Genomic DNA, 21059 nt, shown 5'->3' with positions numbered 1-21059 from the left:
TTACTCTCCTGCTCTAGATGTACCCGCGCCGCCCTGCCCGGCAAAGGCCGCGTGCAGAGTTTGGGGAATGGCCCGGGGTTTCAAATTGTCGGCGCGCACACAGGCCACCATAAACTGCCCTTCACACAGCAGCACATCATCCGCTGCCCGCCTGACCTGTTGACGAAAACGCAGGCTGGCGCGGTTTAACTCAATGACTTCAGCGCTTACCAGCAACTCATCATCGAGCCTGGCCGGTGCGTGATAACGCGTCTCGGCCGAATGCACAACGAACAACAGGCCCTCCTCGGCCAGCGTCGACTGGAGAAAACCCAGATCACGCAGGCGCTCGGTGCGAGCCCGTTCCATAAATTTGAGGTAATTGACGTAGTAGACGATGCCGCCCGCATCGGTGTCTTCGAAATAAACCCGACAACGAAGGGTGAACGGCTGAACTCCGTTTTGCGCGCGCATACTCTAGTGCCAGCTCCTGGTCTTGCCAATCGTCTTGGCCAAGTATTTTTTCTCAATCATCGTCGCGGCCAAACAGATCTGCGGTAGGCAACTCGCCCATACGCTTGGGCACATTGAGACCGAAGTGCAGGTAGGCGTGCCGTGTGACGACACGTCCACGCGGGGTGCGCATGATATAGCCCTGTTGAATCAGATAGGGCTCGAGCACATCCTCAATGGTGTGACGTTCTTCACTGATCGCCGCAGCCAGGTTGTCGATACCGACCGGGCCGCCGTCGAACTTCTCGATCATGGTCAGCAGTAGACGTCGGTCCTGATGATCGAAGCCACGCTCGTCGACATCCAACAAATTCAGCGCCAGGTCAGCAATCGGCCGGGTAATGTCGCCCTGCCCGCGCACCTCGGCAAAATCACGCACGCGACGCAGCAAACGGTTGGCAATCCGCGGTGTACCGCGCGCGCGACGGGCAATTTCGAAGGCACCGCGGGGCTCGATGGGCAGACCGAGAATCCCCGCTGAACGCATGACGATAGTCGCCAGATCGTCGGTGTTATAGAATTCCAGTCGCTGGACAATGCCGAAGCGATCACGCAGCGGATTGGTCAGCATGCCGGCGCGGGTGGTGGCGCCGACCAGGGTAAAGGGAGGTAGATCCAACTTGATCGAGCGCGCGGCCGGGCCCTCACCAATCATGATGTCGAGCTGGAAGTCTTCCATCGCCGGGTACAGCACTTCTTCGACAATCGGCGACAAGCGATGGATTTCATCGATAAACAGCACATCACCCGGCTCGAGATTGGTCAGCAAGGCCGCCAGATCACCGGGCCGCTCCAGCACGGGGCCTGAGGTGCTCTTGATCGAGACGTTCATTTCCTGAGCAATGATATTGGCCAGAGTGGTCTTGCCCAGGCCGGGCGGCCCGAAGATCAGGGTGTGGTCGAGCGCTTCACTGCGGCCACGGGCAGCCTGGATAAACAGCTCCATTTGCTCGCGCACACTTGGCTGACCGATGTATTCGGCAAGTTTCAGCGGGCGAATGGCGCGGTCGACCTGTTCGTCACGGTCGCGACTGGTAGCGGTAATCAGGCGATCAGCTTCTAGCACTTAAACCATTCCCTTCAGGGCTCGACGAATCATATCTTCACTGCTCAAACCGTCTTCCTTAATAGCTGAGACGGCGCGACTGGCTTCCTGGGGTTTGTAGCCGAGCGAAATAAGCGCACTGACTGCATCATTCTCCGCGTTTGTGACTGCACTAGCACCGCGAGGTTCCACCACCAGGGTCGACATGCCCGGTACGGTTTCCCAGGCCTTGAAGCGGTCCTTCAGTTCAACCAGCAGGCGTTCGGCGGTTTTCTTGCCAACACCGGGGATCTTCACCAGCACCGAGGTGTCCTGAGCTTGCACACAACGCACTAACTCATCGACCTCAAGGCCGGACATCAATGCCAGCGCCAGCTTTGGGCCTACGCCATTGAGCCTAATCAGCTCACGAAACAGCTCACGCTCGCGCTTCTCGAAGAAGCCATACAGCAGATGCGCATCCTCCCGCACCACCAGATGGGTGTGCAGGGTCAACGGCTCACCCACTGCGGGCAAACGGTACAGGGTGGTCATGGGCACTTCCAGCTCATAACCCAAACCATTTATGTCAATAATCACATGGGGCGGCTGCTTTTCCGCCAGGGTGCCACGCAAACGTCCGATCACCGCTGCTTTCCTTAAAAATCACGTTACAAACGAAGGCGACCGGCGCGCCGCTTGGCACCGACCAGACCGTGAGGAATCAGGCTTTGCCGATGGTGGGCATGACACAGGGCAATGGCCAGAGCGTCGGAGGCATCGATTTGTGGCTTCTGCACCAGTTTGAGCAGGTGCATGACCATCAGCTGCACTTGCTCCTTATCCGCCCCGCCCGTGCCGGCAATCGCCTGTTTGACCTGGGTGGCGGTGTATTCGGCAATATCCAGCCCCGCTTCGATACCCGCAACAATGGCCACACCACGCGCCTGCCCGAGCTTGAGCGCGGAATCAGGGTTGCGCGCCATAAACACCTGCTCGATGCCCATGGTCACCGGCCCGTAGGTTTCGATCACCTCGCGCACCCCGCGAAACACCACCTGCAATCGCTCCGGCATCGAACCGTTGCCCGTACGAATGCAGCCCGAGGCGACATATTCGCAGTTGCGCCCGGTATCACGCACCACACCGTAACCGGTGATGCGCGAACCGGGGTCGATGCCAAGGATCAAGGTCATGCCTTCCGCCCACTCAAGGTACCAGCCACTTAGCCAGCACACTGTCTATTTATCCAGCTCGCGAGTATAGAGCCCGCCTGCGCCTACGTCACTCAGGCACAGGCTATAAAAGCGGCCAAGCATCATTCATATCGACCCACAACGGCACACCGCTCAGCTCAATGAGCAGCCAGCCACAAAAAAGCCGGAGCGCTCAGGCCAATGACCTGAATACCTCCGGCTCTGCTCTACCCGTAACCACTCAGCCAAGCTGTTCCATAATCTCGTCAGGAATCTCGGCGTTGTGATAGACCTCCTGCACATCATCGAGGTCTTCGAGCATGTCGATCAGCTTGATGACTTTCTGCGCAGTTTCCAGGTCGGTAATCGGTGCACTGATCGACGGAATCATGGCGATTTCCGCCTCTGCCGCCTTGAAGCCGGCCGCATGGAGCGCCTCGTTGACGGCATGAAAGTCAGCAAAGCTGGTGGACACCATTGCCGAGCTGTCTTCGGCCATTTCCACATCGTCGGCACCAGCCTCCAGCGCGGCTTCCATCAAGGCATCTTCGCTCACACCGGCAGCAAAGCTGATCTGCCCCTTGCGATCGAACATATAGGCCACCGAACCATCGGTACCCAGGTTGCCGCCACACTTGGTAAAGGCGTGACGCACTTCGGCCGCGGTGCGATTGCGGTTGTCGGTCATGGCCTCGACGATGATCGCCACACCACCCGGCGCATAGCCTTCGTAACTCAACTCGGCAACGTTGTCGGCTTCGTTATTACCAGCACCGCGGGCGATGGCACGATCGATCACGTCGCGCGACATATTGTTGGTCAGCGCCTTGTCCACCGCCAGCCGCAGCCGCGGGTTGTCCGCAGGGATCGGGCCGCCATGCTTGGAGGCGACTGTCAGTTCGCGAATCAGTTTGGTGAAGATCTTGCCGCGCTTGGCATCCTGACGCCCTTTGCGGTGCTTGATGTTGGCCCATTTGGAATGACCAGCCATAACTCACTCCGGTTGTTACAGATTCAATATCGATTTTTATGCAGTAATAAAGAAGAAGCCTGGTAAACCAGGCTTCTTGTGACGCTTTACTCCGCTTTCGGCTGCTCGCGCAGGCGAATGTGCAGTTCACGCAGCGACTTGTTATCCACCTCACCCGGCGCCTGAGTCATCACACAGGCCGCACTCTGGGTTTTCGGGAAGGCAATCACTTCGCGGATCGACTGCGCACCGGTCATCAGCATCACCAGGCGATCCAGGCCGAAGGCCAGGCCGCCATGCGGCGGTGCACCGAACTTGAGGGCGTCAAGGAGGAAGCCGAACTTCTCCTGCTGCTCGTCTTCGCTGATACCCAGTACGCGGAACACGGTCTGCTGCATGGCTTTGTCATGGATACGGATCGAACCGCCGCCCAGCTCGGTGCCGTTGAGCACCATGTCGTAGGCACGCGACAGCGCGGCCGCCGGGTTGGCTTCCAGCTCAGCCGGGGTGCACTTCGGCGCGGTGAACGGGTGGTGCATGGCGGTCAGGCTACCGTCATCGTTCTCTTCGAACATCGGGAAGTCGACAACCCACAGCGGCGCCCACTCGCAGGTCAGCAGGTTGAGATCGTGACCCAGCTTGATGCGCAGAGCACCCAGAGCTTCGCTGACGATCTTGGCTTTATCCGCACCGAAGAACACGATGTCGCCATCCACTGCGCCGACGCGATCGAGGATCACATTGATGTTGTCCAGCGGGATGTTCTTGACGATTGGCGACTGCAGGCCTTCGACGCCATTGGCGCGCTCGTTGACCTTGATATAGGCCAGACCCTTGGCGCCGTAGATGCCGACGAACTTGGTGTACTCGTCGATCTTGCTGCGCGGCATGCTCGCCCCGCCCGGTACGCGCAGCGCGGTGACGCGGCATTTCGGGTCGTTGGCTGGGCCAGCGAAGACTTTGAAATCAACATCTTTGAGCTGATCGGCAACATCCACCAGCTCCAGTGGGTTGCGCAGGTCCGGCTTGTCCGAACCGTAACGACGCATGGCTTCAGCCAGGGTCATGTGCGGCAGCTCGCCAAACTCAACGTTGAGCACTTCCTTGAACAACTGGCGAATCATCTTCTCGGTGATGGCCATGATGTCGGCTTCATCGAGGAAGCTGGTTTCGATGTCGATCTGAGTGAATTCCGGCTGGCGGTCAGCACGCAGGTCTTCGTCGCGGAAGCACTTGGCGATCTGGTAGTAGCGATCGAAGCCAGCGACCATCAGCAGCTGCTTGAACAGCTGCGGCGACTGTGGCAGCGCGAAGAAGCTGCCGGCGTGGGTACGGCTCGGCACCAGGTAGTCACGCGCGCCTTCAGGGGTGGCACGGGTAAGGATCGGCGTTTCCACATCGAGGAAACCGTTGTCATCCAGGTAACGACGGATGCTGCTGGTGATGCTCGAGCGCAGCTTCAGCTTAGCCGCCATTTCCGGGCGACGCAGGTCGATAAAGCGATAGCGCAGACGGGTTTCTTCGCCCACATCGGTGTATTCGTTGAGCGGGAACGGCGGGGTTTCCGCTTCATTCAGTACTTGCAACTCGTAACCCAGTACTTCGATTGCGCCGGAGGCCATGTTGGCGTTGCCAGCACCGGCCGGACGCAGACGCACCTTGCCAGTGATTTTCACCACATACTCACTGCGCACCTTGTCGGCTGCGGCGAAAGTCTCGGCGCGATCCGGGTCAAATACCACCTGGGCCAGACCTTCACGGTCACGAATGTCGAGGAAAATCACCCCGCCATGGTCACGACGGCGATGTACCCAACCGCAAAGGGTGACTTCCTGGCCGTCCAGGCTCTCGTTCAGTTGGCCGCAATAATGGCTGCGCATCATGGTGGTGGTCGCTTCTCTTGAGTCTTGAATTCGTTGGGTCGCAATAACTGCGACGCTCGTTGGCCGGATGACCGGCTGGCGCAGGCGCCATTTTCCGCAATTGTGCTGCCTTTAAGGGGCGCGAAACGATTCAGCGCTGCATACGCAGCCGACTGTTCGCCCGACAAAACGCGGCAAAGCGCGGGATTATATATGGTTAAGCCGCCACTTGCAGCCGCCGCCCCACGCGCTTTTGCCAGTGCTTTCTATACTCAGACGTGCAGCACCCTGACCATCGAGATAGGAAAAGGCTTATGGCCACGCCGAATCTGGCAGAAATACCCAGCGACTTACTGGCCGATTTTCGCCTGGAATCCAGCGAACAGTTCCAGCGCTGTGAGCAATTGCTGATCGAACTGGAACACACGCCCGGCGACAGCGAACGCTTGCGCGAGCTGTTTCGCCTGGTGCACACGCTCAAGGGCAACCTCGGTTACATCGGTCTGGAGGCGCTGATGAAGGTGCCACAAGCCATGGAGGATGTGCTCGCACGCCTGCGTGAAGCGCAGCTCAATTTCGACAGTTTGCTCGGCGACATCCTACTGCTGACCCTTGACCACCTCAAAGAGCAGATCCGCCACGCCCTTGGCGGCGCCGAACCGCAACTCAGTCCAGCACAGAGCAAGGCCCTCACGCAGGCGCTCAGCGCCCTGGCGCTAGCACCAGACACTCAACAAACCGGCATTCGCAGCTCCCTATTGCAGCAACTCGACCCCAGCTCACGCCCACCTGCCAGTATCGCGACCGCCGAACCGGAAGCCGCCGAATTGCTCAGGCGCTACGGCATCGAGCCAGACGCCGACCTGCTGTTCTTTGTCGACTTGATGCAAGCCAGCGAACGTCGCTCGCACTTCTGGCAAGGACGCGGCCTGCGTCAGCTTGACCTGGGCCTGGCGATCAACCAACGCGGCGGCAGCCCCGAACACCCCGCACAACTGGCCGCAGCCATCTGCCTGCACGATCTCGGCATGGCCTTTCTACCACTGGACATGCTGCACAAGGAGGCACACTTCAACCGTGAAGAACGCCGACAGATGCAGTCACACCCGCGTTTGGCCTACGAACTGCTCAAACGCATGCCACGCTGGGACGCCGCAGCCGAAATCACCCTGCAGCATCAGGAACAGGCCGACGGCAAAGGCTATCCAAAAGGGCTGAAAGAAATCGAGATCAGTCCAGGCGCTTTAATCATCAGCATCGTCGATACATTTGACGCCCGCACCCATGAACGTGCTCATCAAACCTTGAACAAGCGCCCGCTGCTGCGTGCCATTCTTGAAATCAACAACCTGGCTGGACGGCAGTTCAGCGCACACTGGGTTGAACTGTTTAACCAGACACTGCAACAACAACCCGAACTGGCGCACCGTTAAACTCCGGAAATTGAACCCACGCCAAGTAATAGCCTCCAATCATCACTTTCATTGATATAAACCACGATAAAGCTCGGAAAAACCCATGGTAGTCTCTGCCCATTAACGGGCAGCCAAGCCCCGAGCCACCTGAGAGGAGAAATGGTATGGAAATCAATATCGGAATTGCCGAGCAAGACCGCGCCGCCATCGCCGAAGGCCTGTCACGCCTGCTTGCCGACACCTACACCCTGTACCTGAAAACCCACAACTTTCACTGGAACGTCACCGGCCCGATGTTCAATACCCTGCACCTGATGTTTGAAGGTCAGTACACCGAACTGTCACTGGCCGTCGACCAGATCGCCGAGCGTATTCGCGCCCTGGGCTTTCCGGCACCTGGCACTTACGCGGCCTACGCCCGCCTCTCCTCCATCAAAGAGGAAGAAGGCGTACCGGCGGCCCAAGACATGATCAAACAGTTGGTACAAGGTCAGGAAGCGGTCGTACGCACCGCACGCGGTATTTTCCCGCTACTGGACAAGGTCAGCGACGAACCGACAGCAGATTTGCTGACTCAACGCATGCAAGTCCATGAAAAAACCGCCTGGATGCTGCGTAGCCTGCTGGCGGCGTAGGTAAATCACGTAAAAGGCCCGTTTCTACGGGCCTTTTGCTAGGCGCTTGAGCGGCAGCTGTTCTATGCTTTGGTCAATTGCAACTTGGCCACAGTGACGTGCATGAACAAACCCGCAAAAGCCCCCAGCGTCCTGGAACTGTTTCCAGAAGAAACCCGCGATGCAGCGGCACTTCTGAAGAAAGCAGTCCCCCTGATGATGCGCCACGACATTCCACCAAACCCGGTGCATTACGCCCTCTGGTACACCTACAGTAAGGGGCTGGAGCCCGAACTCAACCGCCGCCTGGACAAAACCGTCGCCGACTTTGACAGCTTCCCCCCGGAAACTGCGGCCAAGCTGTTTCGTGACTACATCATCCATGGCGAACTTGAAGAAGCCCGCGCCGGTCAGCAGCAGGTCATCGAACTGGTCGACGATATCGAAGGCAATGTGTCACGCAGCATTCTGGGCAGTCGCAACTACCAAGTCAGCCTGGAACATGGCCTCGCCGCCCTGCAGGAACCAATCATTGATGACCTGCCCAATGTGCTCAACGAACTGCAGCAGAGCACCCAGCTGATGCAGGATCAGCAGGACAAATTCCTCTACCGCCTCAACGCCGCGCAGCAGGAAATCAAAAGTCTGCGCAGCCAGCTGGAACGTGCGCACATCGCGGCGACACTGGACAGTCTGACCCAGGTTTTCAACCGCAACGCCTTCAGCCGCTTGCTGGAGCAGACCTTGAGCAGCGAACACGATGGCGTCGCACTAGTCATGCTGGATATCGACCACTTCAAACAATTCAACGACCAGTACGGCCACCCCCTGGGTGATCGTGTACTGCAGCATGTTGGCCAGTTGCTACGCGATATGCTCCCGGCCCGCGCAATCGCTGCGCGCTATGGCGGCGAAGAATTCTGCATCATCCTGCGTGACTGTTTTGATTCGGCAACCGTGCACAGCTTTGCCGAACAGCTGCGCCTGAAAATCCAGTCATTGCGCATCAAGGTGCGCCGCACTGACGAAGTACTCGACAGCATTACCGCCTCTTTCGGCTATGCCCTGGCAATCCCTGGTGACACGCTGGAGACCCTGCTGACCCGCGCTGATGATGCGCTCTATCAAGCCAAACGCGACGGCCGCAACCAGGTAAATCCCACCCCCAGCCAAACAGCACTCAGCGCCTGATTGAGAACCCCACCTCTTTACTGTTAAATACGCCCCGTGCCGCCGGGCCATCTCTATGGTTCGGCGCATAGGCTGGCTTCACGCGCTCTACTCCCTCCCGCAACAGCAACTACGCGCAACCAGCTCTTCCTGATGATTATTTGAATTAAGCGAGCCCATCGAACATGTTGAAAATTGTCCACCTTCTGACCGGCGCACTAGCCCTACTGCTTTCTTTTGCCCCCTCCTTACGCGACACACCTGAATCATTGCTGCAACAACCCGAGGCTCTATGCCTTGCCCTGTTCGGCCTCCTCAACCTGCTGTTTGCCCCACAACTGCCAATCTGGCATGCCGGCCTGCGCCATCAGGCACAAAACCTGGTTTCCGCACTGCTGGTACTTGGCACACTGCTGCAAGCACTGATCCTGCTTGCGCCACTGCCACTGATTGCCAACCAACCCGCCAGCCTGTTCAGCCTGATCATCATTGCCGCCGCTATTGCCGTGCACCTGGCCACCAACCTGCGTCTGAAATCACGCAGCACCTCGAGCACGCAAGACCTGGGCGATCGCGAAACTGGCACCGTCAAATGGTTCAACACCTCCAAGGGCTTCGGCTTTATCTCCCGCGACTCAGGTGACGATATCTTTGTTCACTTCCGCGCCATCCGCGGCGAAGGGCATCGCGTTCTGGTTGAAGGCCAGCGTGTTGAATTCGCAGTTATGCAGCGCGACAAGGGCCTACAAGCCGAAGACGTAATCGCCGCATTACCAACACGTCGCTAAACTTATTAATGAAAAAGGCCCGCACAGTGCGGGCCTTTTTCATTTAATTGACTCAATAATGCGGTGGCGGGGCCTCACTCTCGGCCAGCCCAAACTGCGAACTCACCTCATCCTGCCGCTTGGCCAGCGCCGCAACCTGCATCTGTAAACGCTCTATCAAGCGCTGCTGCACCACCAATTCATCATTGAGTGCCTGAATCGTGTCGTCCTGAAAAGCCAGGCGGCTTTCCAGCTCATTGATACGCTCGTCTATGTTCACCAATCAACTCTCAACAAAATTGAAATCGCCAGTCAGCACCAACCGTAAGCGTGCTTTTAATACTGCCAACTGCTCAGCACTGTAGGCCTGCGCAGGATGCCGCCCCCACACTGGCGCCGGCCAGGCAATGTCTTCACGCCGACGCACAATGACATGCATGTGTAGCTGACTGACCACATTCCCCAGGGTCGCCACATTCATCTTGTCCGCTGCAAAACAATCCTTGAGCACCTCAGCCAGCCCAGTGGTCTCACGCCAGAGCTGCAACTGATCCTCTGCATCCAGCTGAAACAACTCACTGACATCCTCACGTCGCGGCACCAGGATAAACCAGGGGTAGTGCACATCATTCATCAGCAACAAACGGCTCAGTGGGTAGTCGCCCAACCAGATAGTGTCCTGCTGCAAGCGCGCATCGAGTACAAACATAATCATTTCCCTTACTACAAACCCAAAGTACTGGTGCCACAACACGTATAACCACCTAACCCGCCCAACTTTCGTTGCACAGGAATAAAAGCAGAACAGATTGCGAACAACCGCCTGTTGCCGTAGCCCAGCCACTGCACAAAGGATACGCCGAAGCGCCACAACCAACACCTGCACCCAGCAAAACCATCACGCACCAAGAGGCAGCACACCCCACACGCACCACAGGGATGCGCACCAAAATTGTTCCCTTCGGTAATCCCTCACAACATGCCCCTGATGACAGATCAGCCTCACCACAAACCAGTGCCAAGCCCTAGCGAAAAGCGCTTCACAGAAAAGCCTGTCGGGCCATTGAAAAACAGAAATAACCCCTGAAAATTTCAGCAAAAACCAACGCAAAGCCCGAAAACGCTGAGCGCCGATCACTGCAACACAAGAAAATTCCGAGCTTTTCAATTTTGAGCATGACTATTGCTATACAAACCCTGACAAAACGCACTGCACCGTTTGGCAGCCCCAGGCCACCAGCGAGCAAGGGCAAAAATCCGTCAGTATTGACTCGCAGCACGCCAGACGCTTCTACAAAATTGCGACATGATTCATAAGCTTTTGCGACACGAGCGTGAAGAAATCGTAATGAATAGATTGCAACTATCGCCAACATTGGCAGCGTGCTATAAGTTACCGCCGACACAAAAAGAAAGAGCCGTCTATATAACAACCAACCGGACGACACAACTTTTCTAAACCAAAGGAGCAATCACGATGCAAGTGATGAAGTGGAGCGTAATCGCCCTCGCAGTAGCAGCGGGCACCACCCAAATGGCAGTGGCTTCCAGCCAATCCGAATCCAAGGGTTTTATCGAAGATACCAGCTTCGACATCTTTACCCGCGCCCTGTACTTCAACCGCGACTTCCGCAATGGCGACGGCAACGTTGCTGACCCGAACAAGGCAAGCGGTTTCAAGAATGGTTACCGTGAAGAGTTCGGTCTTGGCGTACGCCTGCTGCTGGAATCCGGCTTCACCCAAGGGACTGTAGGTGTTGGTTTTGATGCTCACAGCCTGAGCAGCGTAAAACTGGATAGCGGTCGTGGTCGCCTGGGTACCGGCCAGTTCTCCCGCACAGATGAAGGTCGTCCTGATGACACCCAAACTGAAGTCGGTGGCGCTATCAAGTTCCGCGTATCAGATACAGTTCTGAAACATGGCAATATGTTCACTGCCAGCCCGGTATTCTCCACTGACGACAGCCGCATCCTTCCGGAAGTTGCAACTGGTACCTATCTGGTCAGCAACGAAATCGAAGGTCTAGAACTGAGCGCAGGTCGTTTCACTGCACTCAGCAGCCAGACCGCAACAGGCCGCGACAGCATCAATGGTAAAGGCGCAGATGGCCTCTCTTCGGCCAACATTATTGGCGCCAGCTACCAGTTCACCGACAACTTCAGCGCCGCCTACCATGCGTCTGATGTTGAAGACTACTGGAAAAAGCATTACATCAATGCCAACTACACCATTCCATTGGCTGACGAGCAATCGCTGAACTTTGACCTCAATGCCTACCGCACTAAGAGCCAAGAGAAAGAGCTGGGCGGCGACATTGACAATAAACTGTGGAGCCTGGCCGGTGCGTACAACTTTGGCGCACACACTGTAACCTTGGCCTATCAACAATCCAGCGGTGATTCCGCTTATGCCTACGGCGTGGATGGCGGCGGTACTGTTTGGGTCGCAAACGCCACCACCAGCGAATTCTGGAGCGAAGACGAGAAGTCCGCCCAGATTCGTTATGACATCGACATGGGCGCATATGGCGTACCAGGCCTGAGCTTTATGGCTCGCTATGTCACTGGCTGGAACGTCACTTCTGACCTAGGCACCGATGGTAAGGAACACGAACTGGGCCTTTCCGCCAAGTACGTGATCCAAGAAGGCGCAGCTAAAGACCTGTCCTTCCGCGTAGCACACAACCTGACCCGTTCTGACAAGATTGCAGGCGCAGGCCCGTCGACTACCAGCGACGTCAACGAAGTTCGTGTCTTTATCGATTACCCACTGGACGTTCTGTAATCCAGTTGTAGTTTGATACTGAAACAAGAAAGCCCGACTTAGGTCGGGCTTTTTTATTGCACGTCTGAACTATACCCAGACAAGTAGCCCAAATATTAAATGGGCAACGCATAAGTCCCTGTCACATGCGCCACCAACTCATCTTCATTACCCAATGAATAGACCGAAACTTCGCAAACTGCCTGCCTGCGACTCAATCTCAATATCTGCGCCTCTGCCAATAGATCAATCGGCTTAGGCTTAACCAAGAAGTTAATATTGAGGTTTGACGTTACCGCCATCTCAACCCGCCCGAGGCGACCCAATACAACGGCGTACATGGCCGCATCTGCCAGCGCCATGATGGTCGGGCCGGACAAGGTGCCACCAGGACGAACCAGTTTGCTGTGAAATGGCACGCGCGCCAGTGCTCCCTCGCCGTCCAGACGATCAATACACAAGTTGATGTCTTCCGCCATCGGCAACCCTGCACGAATCAGCGCCTGCACCTGTTCCGCCGTCAATATCGACACACTCCCCTCCTTTTATAAGCACACGCCAGCATCCTGTACGCATCTGTACAGGCACCGTACAATGCGGGCCATTGAAAATCTCTTGCAACCGACAGAACAGCCAAATATGCGTACTAGCCAGTTCCTGCTCTCGACTCTCAAAGAAACCCCGTCCGACGCCGTAGTGATCAGCCATCAACTGATGCTGCGTGCCGGCATGATTCGCAAGCTCGCTTCCGGCCTCTACACCTGGCTGCCCATGGGTCTGCGCGTGCTGCGCAAGGTTGAGAACGTTGTACGTGAGGAAATGAACGCCGCCGGCGCACTGGAAGTACTGATGCCTGGTATTCAACCCGCTGAACTGTGGCAGGAGTCCGGGCGTTGGGAACAGTACGGCCCTGAACTGCTGCGTATGAAGGATCGCCACGGCCGTGACTTCTGCGCAGGCCCGACTCACGAAGAAGTGATCACTGATCTGGCACGCAACGAGCTGAACAGCTACAAGCAGTTGCCGATCAATATGTATCAGATCCAGACCAAGTTCCGCGACGAGATTCGTCCGCGCTTCGGCCTGATGCGTGGCCGCGAGTTCATCATGAAGGATGCCTACTCCTTCCACGTTGACCAGGCTTCGCTGCAAGAAACCTATGACCGCATGCACCAGGCCTACTGCAACGTATTCACCCGCCTGGGCCTGAACTTCCGCCCTGTGCAGGCGGATACCGGCTCCATCGGCGGTACTGGCTCTCACGAGTTCCACGTGCTGGCCGACTCCGGCGAGGACGATATTGCCTTCAGCGACAGCTCCGATTACGCCGCCAATATCGAAAAAGCCGAAGCAATTCCGCGCGAAAGCAGCCGTGGCGCGGCGACTGAAAGCATGCGCATGATTGAAACCCCAGACACCAAGACTATCGATGCACTGGTGCAGGGCTTCGGTCTGCCCATCGAAAAAACCATCAAAACCCTGATCGTCCATGGCGCCAAAGAAGGCACTCTGGTCGCCCTGATTGTCCGCGGCGACCACGAGCTCAATGAAATCAAGGCCGCCAATCTGGAACAGGTTGCCAGCCCGCTGGTGTTTGCCAACGAAACCGAAATCCGTGCAGCTGTCGGCGCAGGCCCAGGCTCGCTCGGCCCGGTGAATCTGCCGATCATTTGCATCATTGATCGCTCGGTCGCCCTGATGAGCGACTTCGCCTCTGGCGCCAATATCGATGACAAACACTACTTCGGCGTTAACTGGGAGCGCGACCTGCCCCTGCCGGAAGTTGCCGATCTGCGCAATGTGCTGGCCGGCGACCCGAGCCCGGATGGCAAAGGCACCCTGGAAATCAAACGCGGCATCGAAGTCGGACATATTTTCCAACTCGGCACCAAGTACAGCCAGGCACTGAACTGTCAGGTACTGGGCGAAAACGGTAAGCCAGTGATTCTGACCATGGGCTGCTACGGCATCGGTGTTTCTCGCGTAGTGGCAGCCGCCATCGAGCAGAACAACGACGAGCGTGGCATCCTATGGAATGATGCACTCGCACCCTTCCATATCGCCCTGGTGCCGCTGCGTTACGAAACCGATGCGGTGCGCGAAGCCACCGACAAGCTGTATGCCGAACTCACTGCCGCCGGTTTCGAAGTACTGCTGGACGACCGTGACAAAAAGACCAGCCCGGGCATCAAATTCGCGGATATGGAGCTGATCGGTATCCCGCACCGCATTGTCGTCAGCGACCGCGGTCTGGCCGAAGGCAACCTGGAATACAAGAGCCGTCAGGAAACCGAAGCCCAGGCCGTGCCTGTGGCCGACATCATGAGCTTTATCCAGGCCCGTATCCGCCACTGATTTCAGCCCTTTTAGCAAGAGTCGTCATGTTCAAGCGAAACACCCTCAGCCTCACTGCCACCCTTCTGGGTGGCACCCTGCTACTTAGCGGTTGCGCCAATCATTTGCCGCAACGCAGCGAGCATGAGGAGCGTATCGAGCGCAAACTGCTCGATCACAGTCTGCAGATCGATGTGGGGGAGCCGCGCGTACTGGAGCTGCCACAGCGCCGCGTACGCGTGCATGAACAGAAGACCTTCGAAGTTACAGTCTTCGACGTGACACGCCGTTACGACCGCTACACACCGTACCAACCCTGGCGCGAGCTCTATGAAGTACCGCTCGGGGCACTGGCGATTGTCGGCGGTATTGGCGCAAACGTGATGAATGTGGTGCTGCTCGGCAGCCTGCCGGATACAGTCACCAAGGACTGGATCAGTTACGGCTTTGCCGGTATCAATCCGGCGATGAACGTCGAGTCCAACGGCCGTTCGCAGCAGAATCTCGCCAGTCTTGAGGAACGCCGCCAGGATGCGCGCATGGAATACTCCAGCCTGCCTTGGGCCGAGCGCCCGGTGCAGGTCAAGGCGGGCGAACAGACCCATGAACTGCTCACCGATCGCAACGGCATCCTGCGCTTGAACCTGCTCGACAGCCCATTTGCCGAGCAGGATGTGACACGTATCAGCACCCTGCTGCTGACAGTTGAAGATGACCAGGGCTCGGCCCGTGCCGACGCCTCCCTGCTGGTCAGCCGCACCTTGCGTGGCAAGCTGCAGGAAGCCCACGAGCTGATCTACGCAGACCTTGAAGGGGATGACGTGGCCCAGTGGGTACACCGGGTCAAGCGCTTGTCGGAGCTCGGCCTTGAGGAAGAAGCCAGCGAGCTGGAACAGAGCCTGATCGAGCTGACGCGCAACGACCCCGAACTGCAGAAGATCTTCCTGCTGGCCCTGACCAGGGACGCAGGACGCCTAGTTGCTGACCCTGGCCACGACTGACACAGTATGTGGCCGCGCCTGACCTGCGCCCTGCTGGGCCTGCTGTGGTGGGGCACGAGCCAGGCAGAAATACGTCAGGCACCGGAACCGGAACTGCGCGCACTGCTCCAGCAAACAGTGGCTCAGGCTGATAGCTTTCAGGATCGTTTTGAGGCCGAAGTCTGGCTGCTGGATATGTCCACGCGCATGCGGCGCTACATTCCAGACGCAGAGGAACGTCTGAGCCTGCTACGGCTCGTGCATCGTGAAGCCAGCAAGGCGGGTTTGCGTCCTGATTTAGTGATTGCCCTGATTCATGCCGAGAGCCATTTCGACCGCTTCGCCATTTCTTCGGTCGGCGCTCAGGGCATAATGCAGGTGATGCCGTTCTGGAAAGCCGAGCTGGGGCGGCCGCATGACAACCTCACCGACAATGCCACCAACCTGCGCTACGGCTGCACCATCCTCAGTTTCTATCTGCGCAAGGAAAACGGCGATCTGAATCGCGCGCTGGCACGCTATAACGGCAGCCTCGGCAAGCATGCCTATCCGGCCAAGGTGGTCGGTTTCTGGCACGATTTCTGGTACGTCAAACCCTAGGATGGGTGAGCGGCGCAAAGTACAAGGCGCACATAACGGCGAACCCTGCGCGTCGCATAAGCCATCAACGACTCAGCGCCGCACAATAAACCCGGCAATTCCCTGTACAGCCTGCTCCTGCAGTTCAAGAGCAGTGACCTGGGCGGCTTGCGGGCCAGTCCGCAACCAACTGGCCAATTCGCTCACAGCGGCCTCATCCCCCTCAAACAGCACCTCAACCCGACCATCAGCCAGGTTGCGCACCCAGCCACTCAGCTCAAGGCGTTCAGCCTGCTCCGCTGTCGTCTGCCGAAAGCGCACACCCTGCACACGCCCACTGACATAACCATGCATGCAAATATGCGCCATGACCTACTCCTGTGCCTTGAGCGCGGCCAGACGTGCTGTTAAGCCGGCTGCCGTCTGCTCGCCCAACAAACGCTCGCGCATCCGCCCCTGAGGATCGACGATATAGGTCACGGGCAGTACCTCTGCGCGTGGCAACTGATAACGTTCGGCCGGGTCCTGCGCCAGTACCGTGAAGGAAATGCCCATATCCTGCGAGGCCTGGCTCAATTTCTCATCCTGCAGCCCATCGAAATTCACCCCGAGCACCTGCACCGATTGCGCCTTGAGCTGTTTCTCTAGGGCGTTAAGCTCGGGAATCTCGGTGCGGCATGGCGCACACCACTGCGCCCAGTAATTAATCACTAACCACTGGCCTTCCAGGCGCTCAACCGCTACCTTTCGTCCATGTTGATCGACGCCTATGTCTTCCGCACACCCAGCCAGAATCAGACCTATGCCGACGCCTGCCACAGCACGAATGATCGCCTGGAAACGCATTCCCATGCATTCGCTCCCTGATTCGATAAGGTTGATATGACATTAGATGCCTTGCGCCTGGAAGTGCCAGACATCCTCGAGAACGACGTCGCGCCGCTGGCCGATCTCAACGAGCAACTGGCTCAAGCGCGCTTGCAGCCAGCAGAACAGGCCCTGCAACAGGTATTGAGCCTGCTCTTCAGGCTGAACCGCAGCGCCATGACCTTACTCGAAAGGCAGCGCGCACTGCAAAGCTTCAGCGATCAATACCGCCACTACAGCAAGGCCTATCAGGACGAGACGCCGCCCAGCGCACTGTTTGTTCATCTGTGCGGCGAACTGGCGGTCGGCTTCAAGCGCCTGTTGCTGCAGATTCTCCAGGGGCGCCAACCGTCACGTCCACATCTGGCCTGGTGCCTGTACATGGCCCAGCACTTCCTGGCGCAGAGCCTGTTGCGGCACTACCAGCTTTATCAGGAACCACCGCCCAGCCTATGGCGCGACAGCCACCTGCTGTACTGGATCGGTGAACATCAGGATTGCCTGGATGAACCGGTTGCCGCCGCATTCCTGCCGCAGCCCGCTAGCACCCTGCGCGGCATCTATCAACAGATGCTGCTACTGGCACTGAGTAACCCGTTCCATTTGGCTGATGGTGAATGCGCCCTGCTGTTTGGCGCTCTCTCCCCTCTATCCGGCCTGGCTCGCCTGCTGCCCTGGGATGAAGACGAAGATATCGAAGGTCCGACAATCGACCTGACCGAGTCTCAACCCTGCTTGAGTTACGACCAGGTTGCCGAAGGCAGTCCGGCCTATTTGCGCCGCTTTGAGCTGGGCGCTCTGCTGGTCGCCCTGCATGAGCCCGCGCCACTGCAAAGTCAGGCTGAGCGTCAGGTACTGGAACGTGTACAGCAACACTGGCTGGGACGTCAGCAGCGTCGCCACGCCCGTGCCGACCACAGCTCCACATGCGAGCTGGTGGTTGGGCTGACGGGCATCCATGCCCAACTGCTGGAACAACGACCTGCCCGCACTGCCGCACAGATGCTCGACGCCAGCCCCGGTGGCGCCCGACTGCTGTGCAATGCCGATCAAGCCGTTCAACTATCGGTTGGTCAACTGGTGCTGCTGCTCACCGGCAGCGACACCCCGACCCTGGCCCTGGTGCGCTGGCGCCATTTGAACAGTGAAGGCCTGCACCTCGGTCTGCGCTATTTGAAAGGCCTGCCACGCCCCGTGTGGTTGCGCCGTGCACCCAGTGCACAAACCCATCCCGGCGTGCTGCAAAGCACACCGGCACCGGGCAATGGCTGGCATCACGGGCTATGGCTGCCCAATGGGCAGTTCGTAGAAGGGGAAAACGTCTGGTTGCAACTGGCCAGCGCACACAATCAGGCCATTCTGCCGCTGCCTGCAGCCAACCTGATGACAGCCTCGGTCACCCGCTACCCGATGCAGTTGGCCTAGGGTCTGTTGACGTTTCGTTCGCGGCCGCGCCGGAGCCAGTTTTCGCGCGAGGCAAGGCACGAGATGCGAAGTTTAGCCAGCTAAATGAGCCATCGAGAAACGCAGCATCGCGCTAAAACGGGCCCGGCCCTTCGGGTTGCGCGCAAAATCTCGCCATGCATTGTTGAAGGACTTGGCAAGGGAGCAACCATTACCTGCGTCCTCCGCAATCCCCATGGACGGGGTGAATACCGCAAGCCCGCCGGGAGCGGGCGCGGCCTAGCCTGGCGAGATTTTTCGCGGCAACGCGGCTCGCGACAAAACGTCAACAGACCCTAGATAGGTTGGCCATTACGCTAAAACTGCGAGAAAGGTCACGCCGAACATCGGCCAAGCGCACAGTTTCATCGGGAAGGCTCCACTTATAATTGATCGCACTCACGCATGATGCGATCTGTTATTACCTTGGAACACAACCATGACCCAAGCCCTCGACAAGTTGGTCGGCCCAGTACCTGTTGCCATCGTCAACCTCGCCCGCTTACAGGTCACCTCGTACGAAGGGCGTGTCGCCGAGTTCAACGTAGCCGCCTGGTTGCACTTGCCCGGGCTGGCCAACCTGCCGGTGTCCCTGCTGATCAGCTACCGTGACGGCGGCAACCTGCGCGAAGTGATGGTCGACCACGGCAAGGTCAATCAACACAGCAAGATCCTGCTTTCCGGTGTGGCACGCCTGCCGGTCAAACAGAAAATCGAAGACATGCAGGTACGCCTGCGTTCGGCCGTATCGGCAAACAGCCTGATCGTCGAAGAGTTGTTTGTGCAGGCCGTGGAACTGGCACAAGCCGACAGCCGCCAAGCACTCGCTTAAGCCACCGCGAAGCAACCCAAAACCCCGCGCACTGTCGCGGGGTTTTGCATTCAGCCCGAGACCACACCACTGGGCGTTTTGCTTTTGCTGGGCTGTACCTCAGGCAGCGCTACAGCTGAGGGCTCACCGGAAGGCGTAGCGGTATTGACCAAAGATTGTGGCCAGCTGCTGAAACGCAGCCCGGTAATACGATTGAGGCGCTCAAGGGCCTCCTGAGGATCACGCTGATACAGATGAATCACTTTGCCTTTGCTGGCTGTCATAACGCCTTCACACTCCGCTAATCCCTGCCCTGCTGGCAACCTGATCGCTATCTGCAGTTGCGATAGCCAGAAGCGTGCCAGCCTCCCTTTAAAGCGTGTTTGGTGACCTTCATGGTCACCGGTGCCATCATGCGCCATCAGTGCAGCGCCGCAAACTGACGTTTTACGTCACTCGGCAACTTCAGCCTGAGGCTGCAGCCACTGCGCAAGGTCTGCCGCAAACAGTTGTGTCTGCTCGTCCTGCAAACGCTGCAACCCGCTGCGCAGCGACGGATACCAGGGTTCCTCAAGTTGCTCAGGCAGGTTCTCCACCCGAGGTAACGGCCACGGGCTATGGCTCAGTAGTTGTTGCACCGGGTAATGACTGAGATCGCGGCTCAACACCCACGCACCGGGGCCGGTCGAGGCAATCAACTTCTGCTGTTCGAGGAATGCCAGAATCTCTTCCCACTCGTGCTCGGCCAATTGCCAGCCTTGGCGCTGTACGTCACGTAAACGCACCTTAAGGCCTGCTTGCTGGCGTTCATAAAACACCCTCAGCACGCCGAAGACTGTCAGCAAGCGCGGCATGGCACGCCTGCGCCATTGCTGGGAAATCCCCAGGTTGCACACCAACTCCGCGCCGAACAGCACGATCAGCCAGGACAGATAGATCCACAGCAGAAACAGCGGCACCGTGGCAAAAGCGCCATAGATCAGTTGATAACCCGGAAACAGACGCACATACAGGCCAAACAGCATCTTCGCCACTTCAAACAAGGTGGCGGCAAACAAGCCGCCCAATAACGCATGTTTTAGCGGCACCTGGGCATTCGGCACCGTGGCATACAGCAAGGTGAAGGCTGCCACGCTGAACAGCAGCGGCATGAATTTCAGCAGCGCCTGCATGCCAAGCAGGGCATCCGGCCCGGAGATCAGCGACAGCGAGGTGATATAGGTGCTGATGGCAAAGCCACCGCCCAGCAGCAACGGCCCCAGGCTAAGAATCGCCCAGTACAGCAGAAAGCTGGAAACACCCCGGCGCGGCTGGCGCACGCGCCAGATGGTGTTGAAGGTTTTCTCGATGGTGACCAGCATCCAGAACGCCGTAGCCGCCAACACCACCACACCCACCCAGGTCAGCTGCCGCGCCTGAGTGGTGAAATCACGCAGGTATTGCTGCAGGGTTTCGCCAGCCGAGGGCACGAAGTTGCGGAAGATAAAACTCTGGATTTGCTCGCCGGTATCCTGGAATGCCGGGATGGCCGACAACATAGAAAACGTCACGGTCATCATCGGCACCACCGCAAACAGGGTGGTGTAGGTCAGCGCCGCCGCATTGTTGGTACCTTGATCAGCGATAAACCGCTGGAACAGGAAACGCCAGAACTCCAACTGGTTAATAACGCGCTGCCGCATGCACTCTCCTTAGCCACCCGCGCTCAGCAACCTGCCATGGACGCAGGCGTAAATGCCGTTAGCGGGTAGAATAGCCGCCATCGATGGCC

General features: G+C 57.9%; 24 protein-coding genes and 1 pseudogene. 11 read left to right on the top strand and 14 right to left on the bottom strand.

Annotated elements, in window-relative coordinates; translation table 11 throughout:
• The 6 genes from ybgC to aspS all read right to left on the bottom strand — a co-directional run bounded on the left by ybgC (position 1) and on the right by aspS (position 5565).
• Positions 1-453: a tol-pal system-associated acyl-CoA thioesterase gene (ybgC, locus tag IOD17_RS08065; protein ID WP_233684598.1), complete on the bottom strand. Its 453-nt coding sequence runs from the start codon at positions 451-453 to the stop codon at positions 1-3.
• 52 nt (positions 454-505) lie between these two features.
• Positions 506-1558, bottom strand: a complete 1053-nt coding sequence (ruvB, locus tag IOD17_RS08060; protein WP_233684597.1) for a Holliday junction branch migration DNA helicase RuvB — start codon at positions 1556-1558, stop codon at positions 506-508.
• Complete coding sequence (gene ruvA / locus IOD17_RS08055) at positions 1559-2164, bottom strand: Holliday junction branch migration protein RuvA (RefSeq protein WP_233684596.1); 606 nt, start codon at positions 2162-2164, stop codon at positions 1559-1561.
• 23 nt (positions 2165-2187) lie between these two features.
• Positions 2188-2712: a crossover junction endodeoxyribonuclease RuvC gene (gene ruvC, locus IOD17_RS08050; protein ID WP_160015117.1), complete on the bottom strand. Its 525-nt coding sequence runs from the start codon at positions 2710-2712 to the stop codon at positions 2188-2190.
• A gap of 241 nt (positions 2713-2953) precedes the next feature.
• A complete protein-coding gene (locus IOD17_RS08045) occupies positions 2954-3703 on the bottom strand; it encodes a YebC/PmpR family DNA-binding transcriptional regulator (RefSeq protein WP_233684595.1) in 750 nt (249 codons plus the stop codon).
• 86 nt (positions 3704-3789) lie between these two features.
• The gene (gene aspS, locus IOD17_RS08040) at positions 3790-5565 is read right to left on the bottom strand and encodes an aspartate--tRNA ligase (protein ID WP_233684594.1); all 1776 of its coding nucleotides are present in this window, start codon (positions 5563-5565) and stop codon (positions 3790-3792) included.
• 293 nt (positions 5566-5858) lie between these two features.
• On the opposite strand from aspS, the gene IOD17_RS08035 reads away from it, so the two are divergent.
• The 5 genes and pseudogenes from IOD17_RS08035 (at position 5859) to IOD17_RS08020 (ending at position 9531) form a co-directional block, all read left to right on the top strand.
• Positions 5859-6977 carry an HD domain-containing phosphohydrolase gene (locus tag IOD17_RS08035; RefSeq protein WP_233684593.1) on the top strand — a complete coding sequence of 373 codons (1119 nt, stop codon included), beginning with the start codon at positions 5859-5861 and terminating at the stop codon, positions 6975-6977.
• A 146-nt stretch (positions 6978-7123) separates the two neighbouring features.
• Positions 7124-7594 carry a Dps family protein gene (locus tag IOD17_RS08030; protein WP_108489828.1) on the top strand — a complete coding sequence of 157 codons (471 nt, stop codon included), beginning with the start codon at positions 7124-7126 and terminating at the stop codon, positions 7592-7594.
• Between the two features lie 102 nt (positions 7595-7696).
• On the top strand, positions 7697-8764 hold the full coding sequence (locus IOD17_RS08025) for a GGDEF domain-containing protein (protein ID WP_233684592.1): 1068 nt from the start codon (positions 7697-7699) through the stop codon (positions 8762-8764).
• 164 nt (positions 8765-8928) lie between these two features.
• Positions 8929-9201: pseudogene (locus IOD17_RS19380) on the top strand (cold shock domain-containing protein membrane protein); the annotation flags it as partial.
• 105 nt (positions 9202-9306) lie between these two features.
• A complete protein-coding gene (locus IOD17_RS08020) occupies positions 9307-9531 on the top strand; it encodes a cold-shock protein (protein ID WP_233685204.1) in 225 nt (74 codons plus the stop codon).
• Positions 9532-9583: 52 nt separating this feature from the next.
• Here IOD17_RS08020 and IOD17_RS08015 read toward each other — a convergent pair whose 3' ends face one another.
• The 3 genes from IOD17_RS08015 to IOD17_RS08005 all read right to left on the bottom strand — a co-directional run bounded on the left by IOD17_RS08015 (position 9584) and on the right by IOD17_RS08005 (position 10886).
• Complete coding sequence (locus IOD17_RS08015) at positions 9584-9790, bottom strand: SlyX family protein (protein WP_233684591.1); 207 nt, start codon at positions 9788-9790, stop codon at positions 9584-9586.
• Positions 9791-9793: 3 nt separating this feature from the next.
• Positions 9794-10219: an HIT domain-containing protein gene (locus tag IOD17_RS08010; RefSeq protein ID WP_233684590.1), complete on the bottom strand. Its 426-nt coding sequence runs from the start codon at positions 10217-10219 to the stop codon at positions 9794-9796.
• Positions 10220-10550: 331 nt separating this feature from the next.
• Positions 10551-10886 carry a hypothetical protein gene (locus IOD17_RS08005; RefSeq protein WP_233684589.1) on the bottom strand — a complete coding sequence of 112 codons (336 nt, stop codon included), beginning with the start codon at positions 10884-10886 and terminating at the stop codon, positions 10551-10553.
• Positions 10887-10987: 101 nt separating this feature from the next.
• Between IOD17_RS08005 and IOD17_RS08000 the strand changes: the two genes are divergently transcribed.
• Complete coding sequence (locus tag IOD17_RS08000; RefSeq protein WP_233684588.1) at positions 10988-12295, top strand: OprD family porin; 1308 nt, start codon at positions 10988-10990, stop codon at positions 12293-12295.
• A 95-nt stretch (positions 12296-12390) separates the two neighbouring features.
• Here IOD17_RS08000 and IOD17_RS07995 read toward each other — a convergent pair whose 3' ends face one another.
• A complete protein-coding gene (locus IOD17_RS07995; RefSeq protein ID WP_233685203.1) occupies positions 12391-12798 on the bottom strand; it encodes a PaaI family thioesterase in 408 nt (135 codons plus the stop codon).
• 115 nt (positions 12799-12913) lie between these two features.
• Between IOD17_RS07995 and IOD17_RS07990 the strand changes: the two genes are divergently transcribed.
• From IOD17_RS07990 to IOD17_RS07980, 3 genes are read left to right on the top strand one after another with little or no spacing between them, the layout of a single operon-like run.
• Positions 12914-14629 (top strand): proline--tRNA ligase, encoded by a 1716-nt coding sequence (locus tag IOD17_RS07990; protein WP_233684587.1) that lies wholly within the window; start codon positions 12914-12916, stop codon positions 14627-14629.
• Between the two features lie 26 nt (positions 14630-14655).
• Complete coding sequence (locus IOD17_RS07985; protein ID WP_233684586.1) at positions 14656-15609, top strand: hypothetical protein; 954 nt, start codon at positions 14656-14658, stop codon at positions 15607-15609.
• Positions 15610-15615: 6 nt separating this feature from the next.
• Positions 15616-16188 carry a transglycosylase SLT domain-containing protein gene (locus IOD17_RS07980; protein ID WP_233684585.1) on the top strand — a complete coding sequence of 191 codons (573 nt, stop codon included), beginning with the start codon at positions 15616-15618 and terminating at the stop codon, positions 16186-16188.
• A 72-nt stretch (positions 16189-16260) separates the two neighbouring features.
• Here the strand turns inward: IOD17_RS07980 and IOD17_RS07975 are convergent, their stop codons facing one another.
• Together IOD17_RS07975 and IOD17_RS07970 are read right to left on the bottom strand one after the other, a co-directional pair.
• Complete coding sequence (locus IOD17_RS07975; RefSeq protein ID WP_233684584.1) at positions 16261-16536, bottom strand: acylphosphatase; 276 nt, start codon at positions 16534-16536, stop codon at positions 16261-16263.
• A gap of 3 nt (positions 16537-16539) precedes the next feature.
• Positions 16540-17019 (bottom strand): TlpA disulfide reductase family protein, encoded by a 480-nt coding sequence (locus tag IOD17_RS07970; protein ID WP_233684583.1) that lies wholly within the window; start codon positions 17017-17019, stop codon positions 16540-16542.
• A 30-nt stretch (positions 17020-17049) separates the two neighbouring features.
• Here IOD17_RS07970 and IOD17_RS07965 point away from each other — a divergent pair, with 30 nt between their 5' ends.
• Both IOD17_RS07965 and IOD17_RS07960 read left to right on the top strand, forming a co-directional pair.
• Positions 17050-18459 carry a PilZ domain-containing protein gene (locus tag IOD17_RS07965; RefSeq protein ID WP_233684582.1) on the top strand — a complete coding sequence of 470 codons (1410 nt, stop codon included), beginning with the start codon at positions 17050-17052 and terminating at the stop codon, positions 18457-18459.
• 457 nt (positions 18460-18916) lie between these two features.
• Positions 18917-19309: a hypothetical protein gene (locus IOD17_RS07960; RefSeq protein ID WP_233684581.1), complete on the top strand. Its 393-nt coding sequence runs from the start codon at positions 18917-18919 to the stop codon at positions 19307-19309.
• A 50-nt stretch (positions 19310-19359) separates the two neighbouring features.
• Here the strand turns inward: IOD17_RS07960 and IOD17_RS07955 are convergent, their stop codons facing one another.
• Positions 19360-19572 (bottom strand): hypothetical protein, encoded by a 213-nt coding sequence (locus IOD17_RS07955; protein ID WP_233684580.1) that lies wholly within the window; start codon positions 19570-19572, stop codon positions 19360-19362.
• A 168-nt stretch (positions 19573-19740) separates the two neighbouring features.
• Positions 19741-20970, bottom strand: coding sequence for a virulence factor BrkB family protein (locus IOD17_RS07950; protein ID WP_233684579.1), 1230 nt, complete (start codon positions 20968-20970; stop codon positions 19741-19743).
• Positions 20971-21059 lie beyond the last annotated feature (89 nt).

Origin of the sequence: Pseudomonas anguilliseptica, assembly GCF_021375795.1 — a bacterium.
GTDB lineage: Bacteria > Pseudomonadota > Gammaproteobacteria > Pseudomonadales > Pseudomonadaceae > Aquipseudomonas > Aquipseudomonas anguilliseptica_A.
Note: the sequence above shows the minus strand (reverse complement) of the source record. Positions and strands in the feature narration are given on the sequence as shown.